This is a genomic window from Longimicrobium sp. (assembly GCA_036389135.1).
GTDB lineage: Bacteria > Gemmatimonadota > Gemmatimonadetes > Longimicrobiales > Longimicrobiaceae > Longimicrobium.
Genome location: DASVQP010000102.1, coordinates 12,341 through 31,186 on the forward strand (window position 1 = coordinate 12,341; position 18,846 = coordinate 31,186).

General features: G+C 71.4%; 15 protein-coding genes. 1 reads left to right on the forward strand and 14 read right to left on the reverse strand.

Annotated features, from left to right (window positions below):
• Positions 1 to 57: 57 nt before the first annotated feature.
• The 5 genes from VF584_21555 to VF584_21575 all read right to left on the reverse strand — a co-directional run bounded on the left by VF584_21555 (position 58) and on the right by VF584_21575 (position 4,733).
• Positions 58 to 636 (reverse strand): peptide deformylase, encoded by a 579-nt coding sequence (locus VF584_21555; protein ID HEX8212776.1) that lies wholly within the window; start codon positions 634 to 636, stop codon positions 58 to 60.
• Positions 636 to 1,868 carry a sodium/glutamate symporter gene (gltS, locus tag VF584_21560; GenBank protein ID HEX8212777.1) on the reverse strand — a complete coding sequence of 411 codons (1,233 nt, stop codon included), beginning with the start codon at positions 1,866 to 1,868 and terminating at the stop codon, positions 636 to 638. Before gltS ends, VF584_21555 begins: the two co-directional genes overlap by 1 nt.
• 228 nt (positions 1,869 to 2,096) lie before the next feature.
• On the reverse strand, positions 2,097 to 3,242 hold the full coding sequence (locus tag VF584_21565; GenBank protein ID HEX8212778.1) for a glutathionylspermidine synthase family protein: 1,146 nt from the start codon (positions 3,240 to 3,242) through the stop codon (positions 2,097 to 2,099).
• A 2-nt stretch (positions 3,243 to 3,244) separates the two neighbouring features.
• On the reverse strand, positions 3,245 to 3,574 hold the full coding sequence (locus VF584_21570) for a hypothetical protein (protein HEX8212779.1): 330 nt from the start codon (positions 3,572 to 3,574) through the stop codon (positions 3,245 to 3,247).
• 247 nt (positions 3,575 to 3,821) lie between these two features.
• Positions 3,822 to 4,733, reverse strand: a complete 912-nt coding sequence (locus VF584_21575; GenBank protein ID HEX8212780.1) for a lipid A deacylase LpxR family protein — start codon at positions 4,731 to 4,733, stop codon at positions 3,822 to 3,824.
• A gap of 297 nt (positions 4,734 to 5,030) precedes the next feature.
• Here VF584_21575 and VF584_21580 point away from each other — a divergent pair, with 297 nt between their 5' ends.
• On the forward strand, positions 5,031 to 6,515 hold the full coding sequence (locus VF584_21580; GenBank protein HEX8212781.1) for a competence protein CoiA family protein: 1,485 nt from the start codon (positions 5,031 to 5,033) through the stop codon (positions 6,513 to 6,515).
• Positions 6,516 to 6,932: 417 nt separating this feature from the next.
• Here the strand turns inward: VF584_21580 and VF584_21585 are convergent, their stop codons facing one another.
• The 9 genes from VF584_21585 to VF584_21625 all read right to left on the reverse strand — a co-directional run bounded on the left by VF584_21585 (position 6,933) and on the right by VF584_21625 (position 18,824).
• Positions 6,933 to 7,544 (reverse strand): outer membrane beta-barrel protein, encoded by a 612-nt coding sequence (locus tag VF584_21585; GenBank protein HEX8212782.1) that lies wholly within the window; start codon positions 7,542 to 7,544, stop codon positions 6,933 to 6,935.
• Between the two features lie 96 nt (positions 7,545 to 7,640).
• Entirely contained in the window at positions 7,641 to 9,275 is a 1,635-nt protein-coding gene (locus VF584_21590) for a polyamine aminopropyltransferase (protein HEX8212783.1), read from the reverse strand.
• A complete protein-coding gene (locus VF584_21595; protein HEX8212784.1) occupies positions 9,173 to 9,385 on the reverse strand; it encodes a DUF350 domain-containing protein in 213 nt (70 codons plus the stop codon). The genes VF584_21590 and VF584_21595 overlap by 103 nt, the downstream gene beginning before the upstream one ends.
• 9 nt (positions 9,386 to 9,394) lie before the next feature.
• A complete protein-coding gene (locus VF584_21600) occupies positions 9,395 to 9,586 on the reverse strand; it encodes a hypothetical protein (protein ID HEX8212785.1) in 192 nt (63 codons plus the stop codon).
• A gap of 632 nt (positions 9,587 to 10,218) precedes the next feature.
• The gene (locus tag VF584_21605) at positions 10,219 to 12,129 is read right to left on the reverse strand and encodes a DUF4178 domain-containing protein (protein HEX8212786.1); all 1,911 of its coding nucleotides are present in this window, start codon (positions 12,127 to 12,129) and stop codon (positions 10,219 to 10,221) included.
• Positions 12,126 to 12,488 carry an S-adenosylmethionine decarboxylase gene (locus VF584_21610; GenBank protein HEX8212787.1) on the reverse strand — a complete coding sequence of 121 codons (363 nt, stop codon included), beginning with the start codon at positions 12,486 to 12,488 and terminating at the stop codon, positions 12,126 to 12,128. Before VF584_21610 ends, VF584_21605 begins: the two co-directional genes overlap by 4 nt.
• A 293-nt stretch (positions 12,489 to 12,781) precedes the next feature.
• On the reverse strand, positions 12,782 to 16,414 hold the full coding sequence (locus VF584_21615) for a carboxypeptidase regulatory-like domain-containing protein (protein ID HEX8212788.1): 3,633 nt from the start codon (positions 16,412 to 16,414) through the stop codon (positions 12,782 to 12,784).
• Positions 16,415 to 16,617: 203 nt separating this feature from the next.
• Complete coding sequence (locus VF584_21620) at positions 16,618 to 18,276, reverse strand: amidohydrolase (GenBank protein HEX8212789.1); 1,659 nt, start codon at positions 18,274 to 18,276, stop codon at positions 16,618 to 16,620.
• Complete coding sequence (locus tag VF584_21625) at positions 18,273 to 18,824, reverse strand: hypothetical protein (GenBank protein ID HEX8212790.1); 552 nt, start codon at positions 18,822 to 18,824, stop codon at positions 18,273 to 18,275. Before VF584_21625 ends, VF584_21620 begins: the two co-directional genes overlap by 4 nt.
• Positions 18,825 to 18,846 lie beyond the last annotated feature (22 nt).

Sequence of the window (18,846 nt, forward strand, 5' to 3'; positions counted from 1 at the left end):
CCAACCGGATCTGCGCGCCTGGCAACGACATACGCCCCTCGCGCCGGGTTCTCCCCCTCACCCGCCCTGCGCCCCCGCAGGCGGGGGAGGGGGCCGGGGGGAGGGGGTCCTCCCGTACGGCGACTCCGCCCGGTACCGCAGCTCGAACTCCTCGCGCGTCACCAGCGTGCGCACGTCGGTCATGCGGTCCACGGTTAGGATGCCGTCCAGGTGGTCGATCTCGTGCTGGAGGAGCTCGGACAGGTCGCCATCCGCCTCCACCTCGTGCCAGGCGCCCGCGAGATCCTGGTAGCGCACGGTGACCGACGCCCAGCGCGGCACCTGGCAGAAGATGCTGAGGAAGCTCAGGCATCCGTCCCACACCGTCACCACCTCGTCGCTGTGCGCCGCGATGGACGGGTTGACGAAGGGCCACGGCGCCGCGCCATCGACGTTCAGGAAGACGATCCGCTCCAGCACACCGATCTGCGGCGCCGCGATGGCGCGTCCGTAGCCGGTGGTCGCGCGCGAGTGCGCCAGCGTGTCCGCAAGGTCGCGCACCGTCTCCGCCACGCGCGGATCGGCGGGATCGTTTACCGGCGCGCAGATCTCGCGCAGGAGCGGGTCGCCCAGGCGGACGATGGGGCGGATGGACATCAACTCAGCAGGTTCACGAACACGGTGATGATCACCGCGTTGGTGAAGTCGATGAAGAACGCGCCCACCATCGGCACCACCAGGAATGCGCGCGGCGAGGGGCCGTACCGCTCCACCATCGAGCGCATGTTGGCCATCGCGTTGGCCGTGGTGCCCAGCATGAAGCCGATGAACCCCGCGCCCATCACCGCCGAATCGTAGTCGCGCCCCATCAGGGGGAAGACGGGCCAGGCGGCCACCAGCGCCACCAGGATCACCTGCACCGCGAGGATGGCGAGCATGGGGAGCGCCAGGTTCGAGATCTCCCACAGCTTCAGCGTCATCAGCGCCATGGCGATGAAGAGCGCCAGCGCCACGTTCCCCACGTCGTCCACCGTGCTCTGGCGGATGCCGATCCAGCCGAGCGCGTCATCCAGGTTGCGAATGAGCGCGGCGACCAGCATGGCGCCGATGTAGGCGGGGAGGGTGACGCCCAGCGCGGTGAAGCCGGCGCTGACCCAGGACCCGGCCCACATCGCCAGGAGGATGAGCACCACCGCTTTGAGAAGCTCCCAGGACCCCTCGTCCTCCCCCGAGGGCGCGGCGGGGGCGGGCTCGGCGAGCTGCGCCTCCACGATCTCGGTGGCGACCGGCGTCTCGATCTCGGCCGGGGTGCGCAGTTTCTGATTGAGCCGGTGCCGCTCCACCAGCCGCGTTCCCACCGGCCCACCGATCACCCCGCCGAAGACGATCCCCACCATTGCCGATGCGACGGCGATGGTGGTTGCGCCCGGCACCCCCGCCGCCTCGAAGGTCGGCGCGAATGCGAGCCCCGTCGCCGGCCCGCCCGTCAGCGTCACCGACCCGGTCAGCACGCCGAAGAGCGGGTGCAGGCCGAACATCGTCGCCATCCCCGCCCCCACGACGTTCTGCACGACCGCGAACACCGTGGCGAGGCCGAAGAAGAGGAGCACCTGCGGGCCGCCCACCTTCAGCAGCCGCAGCGACGCCGCGTAGCCGATGGTGGTGAAGAAGGCGATCATCAGCGGCGCCTGCAGCGTGGTGTCGAACTCCCAGAGCGGCGTCTCGCGCGCGTGCGCCGCCCACCCCACCAGCGACGCGATCAGCCCGCCGATCACGGGGCCGGGGATGTTGTAGCGCGCGAGCACGGGAAACATGCGCCGCACCCCGTATCCAACCACGAGCACGACACCCGCGAACGCCAGCGTGTGCACCAGGTCTAGCTTCAGCATCGATTACTCCGCCGCAAGCTTGAAGGGGGTGAAGTCCGTCTCCCGGTGGGATTCCGCGACTAGTGTAGCGGACGCGAAAGGGCCGCGCAAAGTGCCCCCTCCCCCCGGCCCCCTCCCCCGCCTGCGGGGGCGCAGGGCGGGCGAGGGGGAGAACTCCGCGCGTGGCGCCAATGCCCCGTGCCGGCCTCCGCGCCGTCGCACTAACGCACTAACGCACTAACGCACTTGTCACCCCTCGATCCGATGCGGCACAAACCGGCTCAGGTTGTCCGTAATCGGCCCGGCGGACTCGCGGATGCCCATGCCGGCCGGGCTCTGCCCCACGATCCAGCTGCCGATCACCGGCTGCCACTCGCCAAACGAGGGGAGCGGCGCGTACTCCTGGAACACGAACCCCTCCTCGCCGTAGTCGCCGCCCGTCTCCGCCTGCGTGTGCCAGGGGGAGACGATGCGCACGTTCGCCCCCTCGCGCGAAAGGAGCGGCTTCACGACGTATGCGTCGGCCTGGGTGAAGAGGAGGTCGTCGCGGTAGGCGGGGAGGAGGTTGGGATGGCTGGGATTGCGCTCCCACAGGATCGGGAGGATCCCCTTGTTGGAGAGGATCATCTTCCACGCGGGCTCCATCCACTGCACCGGCGCCCGCACCCGCCCCAGGTTCTGCCCGAACTCCTCGTGCATCATCCACTCCCACGGGTACAGCTTGAAGACGCAGCGGATGGGCAGCCCCTCCACGCCCACGAACTCCCGCGCCCGCGGGTCCCACCCGATCTCCTCCACCGGGAGCTGCACCGTCTCCAGCCCCGCCTGCTGCGCGCAGTCGCGCAGGTACTCGACGGTCGCCTCGTCCTCCGCGTCCGGCAGGGAGGCGAAGTGGACGCGGCCGGAGAAGAGGTAGGGGCGCAGCTCCGCCCACGTCTCCACCAGCGCCTCGTGGATGCGGTTGAACTGGTCGGCGCCGGGAAAGCGGTCCTCCAGCCAGTACCATTGCGCCACCGCAGCCTCCACCAGCGAGGTGGGCGTGTCCGCGTTGTACTCCAGCATCTTGGGCTCGCCGCGCCCGTCGTACGACAGGTCGAAGCGCCCGTACAGCGAGGGCGCGTCCGCCTCCCACGACGCCTCGATCAGCGGCACGGCGAGCGGCGGGATCGCCAGCTCGGCGTAGCGCTTCCCCTCGATCACCGCCTCCGCAGCGTCCAGGCAGAGGGCGTGGAGCTCGCGCGTGGCGTCTTCTACGCGCCGCACCTCGGCCATCGAGAAGACGTAGTGCGCCTCCTCGGTCCAGTACGGCACTCCGCCGGCCGTGTGGTGGCGGAGCCCGACCTCCTCCACGCGGCGCTCCCAGTCCGGGCGCGGCGGATTGGCTTCGTGGCGCACGCTCAGCTACCGCCGCGCCCGATCCCGCTGCTGCGCCCGGCCCCGGTGCGCCCGAAGCCGCCGCGCGAAACCGTGGGGCGCGGCGCGTTGGCCACCACCGCGCCGCCGGGCCCGGTGCGCCCGATCCCACGGTTGTCGTAGTAGATGCCGCGGTGGTAGATGGGGAAGAACATGGGGATGAAGCCGGTGCGCGGACGGTCGTCGCACACGTCGGGGTTCTCGGGATCGCACCACCCGCGCATCGTCTGCTCCGGGCGTTCGTCGGCGCACCCCACGGCGCCGGCGGCCAGGGCGGATACCAGGGTAAGGCGTACGGCAGTGGACTTCTTCACGGGTCGTGTTTGGCAGAGGCCAGCCGATGCGCCGGACGTTCGCCGGGCATTGGAAACACATGTGTTACGACGCTTGCGAGCCTTCGGTTCCACGGCCGGCGAGCCGCGCGCGTCCGCCTGCGCGCGTCAGCTAGCAAGATGCACTGGGTGCGCCTTTCACGCGAACCGGCGGCCGCCCGGGCGGCTGCCCCGGACTATTCCGTCCGGGGCCGGCTTCCATCTGGGCACAACGCTGCGGACGGCCCGCTCAGCGCGCCACCGTCAGCACCAGCGAGCCGTACGCGTGTCGCTCCGGTTGCGCGCGGTACTCGCGCGAGCGGGCGACGAAGCGGTACTCGGCCGACCACTTCCGCGCCCGAAACCCCACCGCCGCCTCGCCCTCCCTCACGAAGGGAAGTTTGCGGGCGGTGGAGCGGCTCCCAAAGGTGCTGCCGTCCAGGAAGATGTCGCGCACCACCCACTCCAGCCGCCCGCCCAGCCGCGCATACGGACCCGTGCCGCGCCCCAGCACGCCCGACGCACCCACCGCCGCCGCCGTCCTCACGTTCCCCAGCTCCACGCTGATGGCGGGCTCGACTCGCGCCGCGCCCCCATCCCAGCGCCGTCCCTCCTGGAAGCGCAGGAGGATGCCGGGCTCGAAGCCGGTCTGGTGGGCCCACCCCTCCTGCCGCTCCGATCCCGTCAGCCGATGCACCCCGTTCTGCACCCACTCACCCATCGCGGGCGGCCCCGTTGCGCCGAGCTCCACCTCCAGCGACCGCACACCGCGCCCGCTCTCCCGCGCGATGCCGCCCCCTAAGTAGAGCCACGCCGCGTATGGCCGCTCTCCGGGAATCGGGTTCGACGCATCCCGACGCGGCGTGTAGATGCGCTGCCCCGCCTCGATGCGAGTCCGCACGCACACCTCCGTTCCGGTCGCATCACACGCGGGCAGCCGCCCTGGCATCCACCGCGACGCCGAGTCGAGCTCCACACCCAGCACCAGCCCCTGCGTGTAATCGTAATCCGCGGGCGCACCCCGGCCGCGCAACGCGAGGATGTCGTTGTCCAGCCGCAGCGTCACCGATCGCACCCCCTGCCCTCCCACCGGCACGACCCAGAGCAGCGCGAGCACGAGCATCGACGCCGGAATCCGCACACGAGTTCTCCAGTAGATCATCCACATCCACGGTGTTTCCGCCCCCTCTCTCGATAACGGAGAGGGGGCAGCGAGGAACGAGCGGGGGTGAGGGCCCCCGCCGGCCTTGCCCCCACGAAACCGCCCCCGCCACATTCCGAGGCGAAACGCGCACCATGAACGACGGAGGAAGCACATGGCGGAGCTGGAGATCGAACGCCGCACCCTGCGCTTCGAAGCGCAGGGCGTCTGACCGAGACCCGCGAGTCCCGCGCCGCCGAGATCCGCCTGGCGTGGGCGTACGTCGCGGCGGATGAAGCCGGAGCCGCCGCCGCGTCCGTGGCGGCCGTGGACGGCGCGCGCCGCCCCTTCCGCGACGAGAACGATCGGATCGTCCCCGAAGAGCCGGGCGTGGAGCACCTCCTCGTGCCCGTCATCGCCTACCGCGCGCTCCCGCCGCGCCGCCGCCCGCGCAGCTTCTGTCCGGTCTGCCTGGAGCGGGTCTGGCTGAAGCTGGGCGCGCGCAACCGCCCCCACTACGCGCACCTGGCCGGCTCCGAATGCGCCGCCGCCCGCGGCGAGGGGGCGCTGCACCACGCGGCCAAGGTGCACCTGGCGGAGCAGCTCGGCCGCGGCGGGCCGCTGCGCGTGCGCCCCGTCTGCCACCGCGTGCCGCAGGAGCGGAGCACGGAGCGCTGCACCGCCGCCCCCGAGAACGCGTGGCCGCTGGAGTGGGACGAAGTGCGCGTGGAGCACTCCCTTCCCTCCCTGCGCGCGGACGTGGTGCTCCTGCGCGGCGGCGCCATCGTGGCGGCCGTGGAGGTCTACGCATCGCACGCGGTGGACGACGAGAAAGCCGCCAAGTACCGCACCCTTGGGCTCCCCTGGATCGAGGTCCCGGCGCGCGGCGTCCTCCCCGACCACGGCGATCCGTGGACGCCCGACGATCCCCTCCCCCTCCTGGGCGACAGCCGCCTCCACCCTCGAGTGTGGCGCTGCCCACGCCACGAGGGGCTGTACCGCGGGCTGCTGGAGTACGAGCGCAACGGCATCCACCGCGTGGCGCGCCGCCTGGTGCACGTCTACCGCACCGGCGCCGGCCGCAGCTCCGGCGAGAACCGCTGCCGCGCGGTGGGGATCTCCATGATGGAGCGGCGCGAGGGGGGCGAGGCCGCCGAGTCGTGGCTGGAGCGCGACGACAGCGGCGCTCGCATCGGGTCCCCGGTGCTTGGCGCCGACCGTAGCGAGACGCGGCGCATCCTGCACGCGCAGTTCGGCGAGTGGGCGCGCTGGATGCGCGGCGCGCAGGGTGCGGTCCTGGACAGCCCCATGCGCTGGCTGGAAGCCGCCGAAGCCCCGCGCGCCGCCGACCGCGCTTATCCGCAGCGCCTGCGCTGGGACGCACACGCCGAGACTTTTCGCGGGGTACCCGAGCTTCCGCAGCTCGCCTGGCCCGCGCTCCCCGCCGTACCCGGCGCGCCGCACCCCGTCCTGGGGCGCTCGCCGCACTGCTGGACGGAGACGCACCGCAGGGGGCCCATCGTCCACGCGGTCGACGGCCCCGTCTGGCTGACGCTGGTCGCGCACGCGTGGACGGACGCGCAGGGCCCCGCCATTCGCGCCGACGTCGCCGCGTACGTCCACGACGGCCGCCGCTGGCGCACCGTCGAAGGCGCCCCCTTCACCGCCACCCTCCGCGCGCCCGATCCGCCCTGGCACACGATCCTCCCCGCCATCGCCCGCGCCCTCGCCCCGCTCGACCCCGAAACGCTGCTCGACGGCACCGCCGTGCGCGAAGCCGTCGCGGTTCAGCTCGCATCCTGACCCCCGCACCTCCACTTCCTGAACGGAGCGCCTCACAGTACCTGCCCTGCCGGGATTCCATGGCGCGGAGTGAAGGAGACGGGCTCTCCCGCGCAAACGGATCCGTCCAATGTTCAGACGACCGTGCGTGCTGATAGACGGAGCGGGCTTGCCGATCCGTCGCCAGAGCTGGGACAGGCGGCGGCGCCGCCCCGAATCCCGGGTACCAGGATCAGAACATTGGATGTTGCGGCGCACGCGGCGGAGCCCGTCTCCTTCACTTCGCGCCGCAGGGTCGCGAAGGTGGAAGCGCGGCGAAGCGCTCCGTTCAGGAAGTTGGGTGGGAAACGCGGTTGCTTGTACAAACGCGGAGACGCGGAGGAGCTTTCTCCGCGCCTCCGCGTCTCGGCGTGAGGCCGCTGTTCGTGGGTTACGAGCTTACCGCCCGCCGCCCGGGAACCACGAGATGCCGATGTTGATGCGCGCCGTGGTCGCGTCGACGCCTTCGTCGGTAGTCTGGGACTCGCCGCCGATCTTGATCGTGTCCAGTTCGCCCGCGGTGAAGCGCAGGTTGGCGTCCAGCGCCAGCTTCGGGCTGAAGAAGTAGTTGAGCCCCGCCGCGCCGGTGAAGCCGGTCCCGGAGATCTGGACGTCTTCACCGCTCTCCGCGTCCTCCTCCACCAGCGCGATGCTGGAGACACCGAGCTCCAGGTACGGCACCAGCGCGCTCGCCGGGTTGGCGAACGAGAAGCGCCCCGCGAGGTCGCCATGGCCCAGCCCGAAGCTGCCGCCATCGGCCTCGACGTTGGCGCCGGTGAGGTTGATCAGCACGCCGAACTGCGGAGTGAAGTTGTACCCGGCGGTCAGGCTGATCCCGAAACCTTTCTCGGTGTCGGTCTCTTCGTCCTCGAGGTCAAAATTGATGGACGAGCCGTTGAGCGCCGCGCCAAGGTGGAAGCCAGCGGTGGTGGAACGGGCCTGCGCCGAAACGTCGGTGGCGGCGGCGGCAAGCGCGAACACGGAGATCGCGAACATGGAACGAACGGGCATGCTATTCTCCATCCGGAGTGGGGGTTTGCGGGCGGTCGCCCGCGGTGTTCCGCGGCAGCCATGTGCGGCCGCGGAAATGATGTGCGGAAGGCCGGCTCAGGCGCCGAAGTCCTTCCAGTCCTGGTCGTAGTAGCGCACGAGCACCGGGTCGTCCAGGCGGTTCACGGCCGCCTGCACGGGGCGCATGTCGGCTGGGAAGTCGAAGAGCGCGGGCAGGCCGCTCGGAGTAAGGAAGCGCAGGCCGGCGGGGAGCGCGGAGGGGGGCGCGTACTCGCCGCGGCCCGCCAGGATGAAGCCCCACTCGCCGAACGACGGCACGTACAGGTGGTACGGCCGGGTGCGGAAGCCCGCGTCGCGCAGGGTGGCGTCGATGCTCCAGAAGGCGCGCCGCGCGAACATCGGCGACGTGCTCTGCACCACGGCGAGCCCATCGCGGCTCATCCGGCGCGCCAGCAGGCGGTAGAAGGCGGTGGTGTAGAGCTTCCCGACGGCGTAGTTGGACGGGTCCGGGAAGTCGGCCACCACGAAGTCGAACATCTCGTCGGTGTGCGACAGCCACTGGAAGGCGTCCTCGTTCACCACCCGCACCCGCGGCGACTTCAGCGACCCCGCATTGAGCTCGGTGAGCACCGGGTGCGTGGCGAAGAGGCGCGTCATCTCCGGGTCCAGGTCCACCAGCGTTACCTGCTGCACGCCGGGGTAGCGCAGCACCTCGCGCACCGCCAGCCCGTCGCCGCCGCCCAGGACGAGCACCCGACGCGCGCCGGGGAGCGCCGCCAGACCCGGGTGCACCAGCGCCTCGTGGTAGCGGTACTCGTCGCGCGAGGAGAACTGGAGGTGGCCGTTGAGGAAGAGCCGCAGGTCGTCCTTCCACGCCGTCAGGACGATCCGCTGGTAGCGCGAGTCACGCGTGAAGACGATCTCGTCCGCGTAGATGCTCCTCTCGGCCGCGCGCGTCAACCGTTCGGCGCCCACGAAGCCGGCGCAGAGGAGCGCGATGACGGCCACGCACGCCGCCTGCAGCGCCCGCCGCTCCACCAGCACCTCGCGGAAGAGGTGCGTGGACCAGAGCGCGACCCCCGCGTTCACGATGCCGAACGCGATCGCCGACCTCACGAGCCCCAGCTGCGGCACCAGGACGGCGGGAAAGAGGAGCGATGCTCCCAGCGCCCCCAGGTAGTCCCAGGCGAGGACGTTCGCGACGATGTCCTTGAACTCGAAGCGCCCCTTGAGGATGCGCATCAGCAGCGGGATCTCCAGCCCCACCAGCGCGCCGATCACGGCCACCAGCGCGTACAGCAGCACCCGGAAGGCGTCCGTGTACGCGAAGGCCAGGAATAGCGCGGCCGACGAGAAGCCGCCCACCACCGCCACCAGGAGCTCGGTGGCCACGAAGCGCTCCACGATCCCGCGCTTCACGTAGCGGCTGAGCCAGCTCCCCACCCCCATGGCGGCCAGGTAGGTACCGATGACGGTGGAGAACTGCATGACGCTGTCGCCCAGCAGGTAGCTGCTGAGCGCCCCCGCCACCAGCTCGTAGACGAGGCCGCACGCCGCGATCAGGAGGACGGTGAGGAACAGCGCGGCGGCACTCCCCTGCGTGCCGCCGGCCGTGGAGGCGCGCGTGCTCAGCCTACGATCGCCGCGCTGATGACGATGCCGAAGGCGATCACCACGGCGCCCATGAGGATGGCGAGGGCGGTGTTGTGCTCCTCGATCAGCTCCTTCCACAGCGTTCCCGGCGTCATGCGGTCCACGATCACCAGCGCCACCGCCAGGATGACGATGCCGAGGATGGAGTAGACGACGACCGCCAGAATGTCGTTCGCGAGCTGGTTCATTGATCTCCTTTACTTGCCGCCGACGTAGCGGCCGCTGCCGCCGTAGATGGGGCGGTTCGCCCCGGGGTTGTCGCGCACGGAGCGCGGTGTTCCGTCCTGCGTCTCGCTGACCGAGGCCATGCTGTACCCGGTGTACTCCACCCACGCCAGCAGCGCCAGCACGCCCAGGCCGTATGCGATGTAGATGCGCGGACCTTTCATTGGGGAATGGGGAATGGGGAATGGGGAGGCCCTCTCCCCCGCTCGTCACCTCACTGTCCGCCACCGAACCTCGTAGGGGCGCGATTCATCGCGCCCGTGCCCGCCCCCGCACCGCCGCCTTCCTTTCACACCGACCTTCGTAGGGGCCGCCCCACGTGGCTGCCCGTGCCCGCCCGCGCACCGCCGCCTCCGCAACGCACCGCAACCTCGTAGGGGCAGACCCACGTGTCTGCCCACCCTCGCCCTTCCTCAACACCCGTCATACCCGATCGGACCGGCCTTCACCAGAAATGTCATCCTGAGCGAGCCGCCTCCCCTACGCTCGCGGTGCGCACCGCACTCCTGCGGCGAACGAAGGATCTAGCCGGAGCCGGGCCGGGCATCGCGCCTCACCGCCAACCCCTCGGAACGCGCAGTAGATCCTTCGCTCCGCGCCACAGGTTGGATAACGGGCAAGCACGGAGCAGCGCGTCACTCAGGATGACGTAACGAAGGGGTGCCCGGCTCCCGGCAGCCCGCTTCAGCGGGCTTCGCGTGGTTCCAGCCGGGGGATTCATCCCCCGCGGCCGGCGCCGCGCCCCCATTCCCCATTCCCCATTCCCCATTCCCCATTCCCCATTCCCCACTCCCCCTCAGTCATCATCATCGCTCTCCTCCGGCGCATAATCGCTCTCCTGCCAGCGCTGCGACTCGAAGCCGATGGAGGCGAACGCCGCGAGGGCGGCGGGGGCCGCGAGGAGGAGGAAGGCGGCGATGAAGAACCCCCCGCCGGGAACGTCGTGCGTCAGGGTGACGGTGTAGGCGACCGGGACCTCGGCCTCCGGGTCGATCAGGAGCTGGTAGCGCCCCGCGGGAACCGAGGGGAGCCGCACCTCGTCCGAGGACGAGCCCTCACTCCAGCTCTCGCCGCCCTCCACACCGTGGTACTGGCTCACCTCACGGCCGAACTCCAGGCGCTTCCCCGTCTCTTCGTTGACCAGCGCAAAGGAGAAGAACGCCCACGCGTTGTCCAGGTCGGTGTCCACCTCCACCTGCAGGGCCGCCGGGCGCCCCGTCAGCACGATGGGGCCGGCCTCGATCGAAGTGGAGTCTTCCGGAAGGCCCGGCTGGAAGGCGTAGCGCTCGCTGAACACCCGGTCGTTCCGCGCCGTGGAGCAGCGCCCCACCATCACCACCGTGAACAGCGCCGTCAGCACCATGAACGCCCGCCAGTAGCGCCGCGAGCGATCGACGTGCGGCGACGGCTGGCAGGCGAACACGCCCTTGGGTGCCGGCGGCAGCCCCGGGAGCCCGAAGTTCTTGTAGATGGTGGAGGGCGGCACGTACTCCGCCAACGACCACGCCGTCTCCCCCGCCGTGTCCTCGCTGGAGAGCATCCGCGGCGGGTGGACGAAATCGCGCACCAGCTCCTCGTCGCCGACGTGGACCTCCCACGGGAACTCGCCGAGGACAAAGGTGGTGGTCGCCGTGTCCGTGGCGAAGTGCTTGAAGGTCTCGCCGTTCAGCGTCGCGATGGGGCGCCCGCCCGCCGTTCCCATCTTGGGGATGCTGTGCAGGGGAGTGGCGTCCGTCCAGTGCCCGTTCTCCTCCGTGAGGTAGCGGAATCCGCGCTCCGGGTGGTAGAGGACGTACTCGGACCACGGGTACTGCACCGCCTCCTCGGTCACCGAGCGGATCTGGAAGCCGATCACCTCCCACTCCGCCCCGTGCAGCCGCCCGCGCGTGCCCAGCGGAATGCGCGGCGTGTGCGTCAGCCGCTGCTGGAAGCTCTGCAGGACGCGGAGGCCGGGGTCCTGCGCGTCCAGCACCGATCCGCACGAGCCGCACACCACGCTTACCGTGCGCCCGGCGGCGCGCACCGTCACCGCGCCGCCGCACTGCGGGCAACGAAGGGTGCGCACCTCCTGCGCCTTCGGGGCGGCGAGCTCGCGCAGCCCCGTCAGCTTCAGCGCTTCCCACGACAACGCCTCGCCCGCGAAAAGGAGCGGCGGCGTCTCGCTGTAGTCGATCGTCCCCACCCGGCCGTCGTGCGAGCGCAGATCGGCGAAGAGGATCTCGTCCTTGTCCCAGTACGCGAAGGGAAGGTCGCCCTCGGTGCCGGCGTAGCGCGCGCGCACCACCTCGGTCACCTGGAGCTGTCCGCCGCTCGCATTCACCACGTCGCCCGGCCGCACGAGCTCCGGCGCGGGGAGCGCCGGGGGCGGAACGAGGTCGGTCATCGACAGCTCGCCGTCCGCCTCGGCCAGCCACGCGCTCGCCCCGTCGCCGGTGACGACGTGCCACTCGTTCCACACGCCCCGCTCCCACGCGTAGGCGATGCGCCCGACGACTTCGAACGAGCGCCCGCGGTACTCTCCGCTCGTGCCGAGCTGGATGCGCGAGTCGGCGCTCGGCGGGGCGGAGACCACCCCCACGCGCTCCAGCGCCACGTCGTGCCGCACGATCACGGACGAGCAGTACGGGCAGACGCTCTGCACCGCGCCGGCCCAGCGGAACTCAAAGGGCGCCCCGCAGCTGGGGCACTGCGCGGCCGGCGCCGTCACGCGGCCACCACCGCGGCGTAGGGCCGGTCCACCGCGCGCACCGTCACCTCATCGGCGCCGAAGCGGGCGCGCAGCTCGGCGTCGAAGCTCCACTCAGGACGCGGGCGGCAGCAGAACAGGTTGAGGCAGAGCGAGCCGTGCTCGGGAAAGGTGTGCACGGTCAGGTGGCTTTCGGCCAGCAGCACCATCCCGGTGACGCCCCCCGGCCCCGGGAACTTGTGCCAGAGCGGGTCGCCCACCGGGTGCAGCCCCAGCCCAACCACCATGGCCGCGAAGAGGGTGCGCAGCGCCTCCACGTCGCCCAGCGGCGCGGGGTCGCAGCCGTGCGCCTCCACCAGCCATTCGCGGCCATCGGTCACGCGGGCTCCGGGATGTGCGGGGTGGGGATGGGGAAGCGGGGCACGGCGGGATTGGCGGAGGGGATTTCCTGCGGAGGGAAGTATATCCCACACCGGGCCGCGCCTCAAGCCCGGCGAGAGGCGCAAAGACGCGGGGAGAAAAGCATCACACAGAGGGCACGGAGGGGAACCGCAAGCCGCAGAGAAAACCTTTTTCGTTGTTCTCTCTCTTTACCCTCTGTGGCTCTGTGTGAGGCCATCTGTTCTCCTGCGTCTCTGCGCCTCTGCGTGAGACAAGGGGTTCGGAATGCCCGCTACGGCCGTGGCGGCTGCGACGTGATCATCCGCATCTCGCCGCCCTCGCCGCGCAGGTGCGGCGGTAGGAGCTCAATCTGCGGCGCGGTGAGGACCGCGCGCACCCGGGGCAGACCTTCCTTGAACGAGGCCCAGATCGCGTCCTCCACGCGCCGCCGGCCGGCGATGATCCAGTTGACGTCCACCGTCTTCCCCGCCCTCGCGATCTGCTCGGAGAAATCCATCTTGAGCGAGTCCGCGCGCTGGTTGTCCGCCGTCTGGATGGCCCTCAGCGCCGTGACCTGCTCGGGGGTGAGGGCGAGCTGCTCGCGCATGTTGAGCACCTGCTCCGCGTTCCCCACCTGGCGCCCGGGGAAGGCGAGCTTCTTCATCTCGTCCGGCCGCACGCTCTGGCTGTCCGCGAAGGTGCGGGCCACGCGAACGATGCGCTCCGCCGCCTGCCGGTCCTGCCCCTTGCCGATGTTCACCCGCACGTCCAGCGTCACCCGGAACGGTGAGCCGAAGGCGCTCAGTGTGGAGCGCGGCTCGCCGAAGCGCGGGTTGACCTCGTAGCGGAACGAACGGTCCGCGGGGTTGAAGCCGCGCACCGTGTACAGCACCGGGTCCGGGAACGGCTGCGTCCCCCAGCCGCGCAGGCCGCCGCTGCCGTGGAGGAGCTGGTCCGCGGCGCCGGGAAGGTTGGCCAGGTACATCGACGCCGTCACCCGCCGTCCCAGCGCGCCGCCCAGGTTGAGGTTGTTGTAGCTGATGCTGGCGTCCAGCGTCTGCGTCCACGGGCCGCGGCAGCTGTTGCGGGCCGCCGCGCGCCCGAGCTGCGAGGCCAGGCATTGGCGCGCGTACCCGGGCACACCGCGCAGCACGCCCTCCATCCCGCTCGCCACCGCGGGATCGCTCACGGTGGCGGGGTCGAAGACGAAGGCGCGGTCCAGCCCCAGCCCGTCGCCGTTCACGTCGCCGGACACGGAGGGGGTGAACGGGACGCCGGAGGTCAGGCGGCCGAAGAGCGAGATGCTGATCCACTTCACCTGCATCCCGCCGTGCAGCGCGAACTGGTGGCGCGCGATGGAGCCGTCCGCCGTCTCCACCACGCGCGGATCGCCGAATGCCGTCCCATCGAAGCCGCGCGACTCGCCGCGCGCGCCCGCCACGGTGTAGCTCAGCGAAAGGCGGCGCGAGTGCCCGATCTCCGGCGTCACGCGCCCCGTGACCTGCCACGACGAGGAGCGGAGGTCGGAGACGCGCTGGTCCACCCGCCCCAGCTCCCGCTGGATGCGCGCCTCGCTGGCGCTGGTGGCTCCCGTCCCCGGCTCGATGGAGGTGGCGGAGACGAACACCGGACGGTCGCCCTCCGCCGCGAGCAGGAAGCGCGTCTGCCCGCCGAAGTTGAGGTCGCGGCGGCTTCCTACGGCGCGGTTCCACGAGCGGCTGCCGTCGATGCCGAAGCCGACCTTCTTTATGCTGGACGACCAGCCCAGGCTGGCGCGCCAGGAGTGCGGCGCATCGTAGTCCGCGCCGAAGAGCTGCGCGCGCGGGGAGATGTCGGTGAGGGTGCCGCCCTCGCCCGCGCACGCCTCGGGGATGGCGGCGGGGTTGTCCAGGAAGCTGCGCCAGTCCGGCGCCGGCACGGCCGAGCCCAGGCAGGTCAGCTCGCGAAGGCCGCCGGGAAGCCCGGTGCCGCGCAGCGCGTCGTCCAGCAGGCTTGCCGGGAGCGCGTTGCGGAACTTGCCGATGCCGCCCTGCACCATCCCGCCGCGCCAGAAGCTCGCCGTCCCCAGCGAGCTGGACATCATGTTCATTCGGGTGGGACGGTAGCTCCAGGTGAAGCCAATCCGCGGGCTGACGCTCACGCGATTGGGCAGCCGGTCCGTGCGCACTCCGAACGCCTCGCGCAGCACCGGGTTGTCCTCCGGAGCGTCCAAGAAGCGGTTCCCCTCCACCCGCGCGCCGTAGGTGAGCTGGAGGCTCTTGAACATCCTGCGCGAGTCCGCCCACGCCAGCGCGCCCGACCACTGCCGGCCGCTTGCCTCGGTGGAGCCGAACTGGCGCCGGAAGCTGTACGGCCGGTTCTCCACCACGTCGGCCAGCGAGCGGTAGTCGTAGCTCCCCAGCCGGTTGGCCGCCGTCTCGTTGGAGAACCCCGCCAGCACCGACTCCACGAACAGCTTGCGCCGCAGCGTGTTGTCCTTGGAGAGCCAGGTCAGCTCGTCGCGGAACTGGAGCGTCCACTCGGCGGAGCTGAACTCCTCCAGGCTGTTGCCGCCGAACGAGACCGGGGTGAGCACCGGCTGCCCGCCACCCAGGTCGGACGACACCAGAACGCGCCCGCCGGGGAGCGCCAGGTGCGGGCTCCCCCGACGCCGCGCCCACGTGGCGCCGACCATCGGCTCGTGCAGGTAGCTCGTCCACAGGTAGTGCGACGACGCCAGGCTGAGCCCCGTGCTCACGTTCCACGCCTCGCCCGTGTATCCCGGCGTGGCGCGCGGCGTCTGCCGCAGCGCGTCGGAGTGCTCCACCTTTCCGAACACGAGCAGGTTGGCGCGATTGGTACCGTTGGGATCGCGATCCAGCCGCACGGTAAGCGACGCGGCGTCCTGCAAGCGTCCGCCGAAGTTGCCCGGGTCCAGTGCCACGCCCGCGCCGCGCAGCGTGGTGAGGAGGCGGGTGACGGAGTCCGGGTGGATCCCGGAAAGGCGCAGCGCGTCGCGGTCGGAGCTGAGGAGGGTGGAGGAGCCGGCGCGCGCCACGGTGGCGCTGAAGCCGGCGTTGTAGTAGTAGCGCCCCGGCACCAGCTCGCCGCTCCCGCCCGCCCCGAAGACGGTGCGCGGTCCCTGCCCGCCGAGCCGCGCCAGCGCCGGATCGGTGAGCCGCTGCACCGGCGCGTCGAGCACCAGGCTGGCGGAGCGGCTGTTGAAGGTGCCGCCCGGCGCGATGGTGGCCGCGAGCTGCGCGCCGCTGAACCCGCCGCGCGTGGGGTCCCACGGCGAGGTCGCCACCTGCAGCGTCGAGCGCATGTCGCGCGGAAGGTCCACGTCGCCCACGTTGAGGCCGTTGAGCGTGCGCGAGTTCTGCTCCGCGCCCAGCCCGAAGACGGAGGGCCCCTGCGGCGTCATCTGCACGCCGGGCACGAGCGCCGCCAGCGCATCGATGCTCCCCTCGCTGCCCGGCGCGATGCTGCCGGGCGCGACCTCGGCGCGCCCGTTCAGCACCCCCTCGCGCTCGCCCATCGCCTGCCCGCGCGGTGCCTGCCGCCGCCGCGTGGGTACGGTGAGGGTGTCCAGCCGCACCCGTTCGCCGCTCCCGATCGCGATGCGCACCCCCGCCGCCTCCCGCTGGCCCGCCGCGAACGTCACGCGGGTCTGCGCGGCGGGCCTTCCCGCCACGCTCACCAGCACCTGGTACGCGCCCCCGTCGCCCGGCGCGTTCGCGGTGAAGCGCCCGGCAGAGTCGGCCGTAGCGCGCGCCTCGGCCCGCGAGCGCACGTGCGTAACGCGCACCTCCGCCCCCGCGACCCCCGCTCCCGCCCCATCCACCACCGTCCCCCGGATGACGCGCGCCGCCTCCTGCGCACGCAGGGGCGCGGCCAGCGCGCACAGGACCGCGAGGAGCACGGTGAGAATGGAGTTACGTGACACGGGAGATCCTGGGGCGGGAATGCGGAAGGGTGGTGTAGGAAGATGCTGCGCCGTACCCCGGGGAGCAACACGGATGTTCCGGGAAAAGAACAGAAAAAGGATCGCACAGAGGGCACAGAGGGAAACCACAAGCCAACAGAGAACTTCTCTCTGTTAGTCTTTCCGTACCCTCTGTGTCTCTGTGTGAGATTTTTGTTAGAGATTTAGCGCCGCTCGTATACCGGCCGCCCGTCCACCACGGTCATCACGATGCGGGCGTCGCGGATGGTCTCGGGGGGGATGCGGCGGAGGTCGCGGTCGATGAGGACGAAGTCGGCCAGGCGGCCGGGCTGGAGGGTGCCCAGGCGGCGCTCGTCGAAGCCGGCGTAGGCGGCCCCGGCGGTGTAGGCGCGCAGGGCCTCCTCCACGGTGATGCGCTGCTCGGGGACCCAGCCGCCCGGGTTGCGGCCGTCCAGCGTGCGGCGGGTGACTGCGGCGTAGATCCCCTCCAGCGGCGTGGGCGGCGCCACGAACCAGTCGCTCCCGAAGGCCAGCGGCGCGCGCGCGTCCAGAAGGGAGCGGAAGGCGTAGGTGGTGCGAGACCGCTCCGGGCCGATCACCCGGTCCGCCCAGCGCCCGTCGTCGATGGCGTGGTACGGCTGCATGCTGGGGATGACGCCCAGCCGCCCGAAGCGCGCCAGGTCCGCCGGGGCGATGTGCTGCGCGTGCTCCACGCGGAAGCGCCGGTCGCGCGGACCGTTGCGGCGCGCAACCGCGTCGTACGTGTCCAGGATCAGCGTGTTGGCGCGGTCGCCGATGGCGTGCACCATCACCTGCAGCCCGGCAGAGTCCGCGCCGCGCACCCACCGTTCGAGGTCGGCGGGGGCAGTCACCAGGAGGCCGCTGTCCGCGGGGGCGTCGGTGAAGGGGCGGTGCATCGCCGCCGTGTGCGAGCCCAGAGAGCCGTCCACGTACCCCTTGAGGCCGCCGATCCTGAGCCACGCATCGCCGCGGCCGCGGGCGGCCACGGTGTCGCGGAGGCGCTCCCACGTGTCCAGCGGCACGGCGGCGTAGATGCGGGTGCGCAGCCGGCCGGCGGCGTGCGCGCGGCGAAAGACGGCCAGGTCGCCCCAGCCGCCCACGTGGTGCACGCCGGTTACGCCCTGCTCCGCGACGTACTTCATCGCCGCGTCCAGGGCGCGGTCCTGCATGGCGGGGGCGGGGGGCGGCACGGCGCGCTCCACCAGCCCAAGCGCGTTGTCCTTGAGGATGCCGGTGGGCTCGCCGTCCGCGCCGCGCACGATCTCGCCGCCCTCGACGTTTGCGGTGGCGCGGGTGACGCCGGCGGCGCGCAGGGCGGCGCCGTTGGCCAGCGCCATGTGCCCGTCCAGCCGGCTGATCCACACCGGGTGGTTCGGGGTGATGGAATCGACCCACTCGCGCCGCGGCAGCTCTCCGCCCCAGAGCGAGTGGTCCCAGTTCCCCTCGGTGATCCAGGTGCCGGCGGGCACCGTCCTGGCGAAGTCGCGGATGCGGCGCACGAACTCCTCGCGCGTGGACGCGTCGCGCAGCTGCACGGAAGCCAGCGAGAAGCCGCCCGTCACGAAGTGCACGTGCGAGTCGATGAAGCCCGGCACCACCATCTTTCCACGCGCGTCCACTACCCGCGTGCGCGGCCCGGCCAGGCGCTGGATCTCCGCGTCGCGCCCCACGGCCACGATGCGTCCGCCGCGCACCGCCAGCGCCTGCGCGTCCGCCGCGCCGCGTACGCCCGTCCACACCGTGCCGTGAAGGACCACCAGGTCGGGAGCCTGCGCCCGCGCGCCCGTGGCGGCGAGGGCGAGGAAGGCGATTGCCAGGATGCGCATGTCGGAGCGGTTCAAGGCTGGACGGGCTTCACTTCGATCTCACTCCGCGTGAGCCCGTAGTCGGACGAGAAGGCGAATGGCACGTGGATGTAGGCGCGCACCCGGCACCCGTCGATGACGTACGGCTCGAACCCGAGGTCCTTCCACGTGTTCAACAGCTCGCGGTCGAGCTGCCGGTTGCGGGTGTTCGGATGGACTTCGGCCACCGCCCCGTTCTCGTCCAGGAGAAGAAGGATGCTGACGTTCCCGTCCACCTTTGTGCCCCTGTCGAGGAAGTGCTGCAGCATCCGGTTCATCCGCTCCTTGTAGAGGTTTTCGTTCTTCAAGCGGGTGAAGTGCCCCGCCGGGAGGATGAAGACCTCCGTCCCCGCCGGGGCCAGCGCACCGTTCCGGGCCAGCTCCCGCACCTCGTCCGCGGTGCGCCCCGGGGGCACCATCACGGCGACGCGCTGCATCCCCCGCTCCGCGCAGGTCGGGGCAGCGGCGAGCTGCGCCTCCTGCGCCCGCGCGTTCGTGGTGAAGAGCAGCGTCGCGGCGGCGAGGAGAATGAAGGGCGATCTCATTTCATGGTGCGGGTGAAAGAGT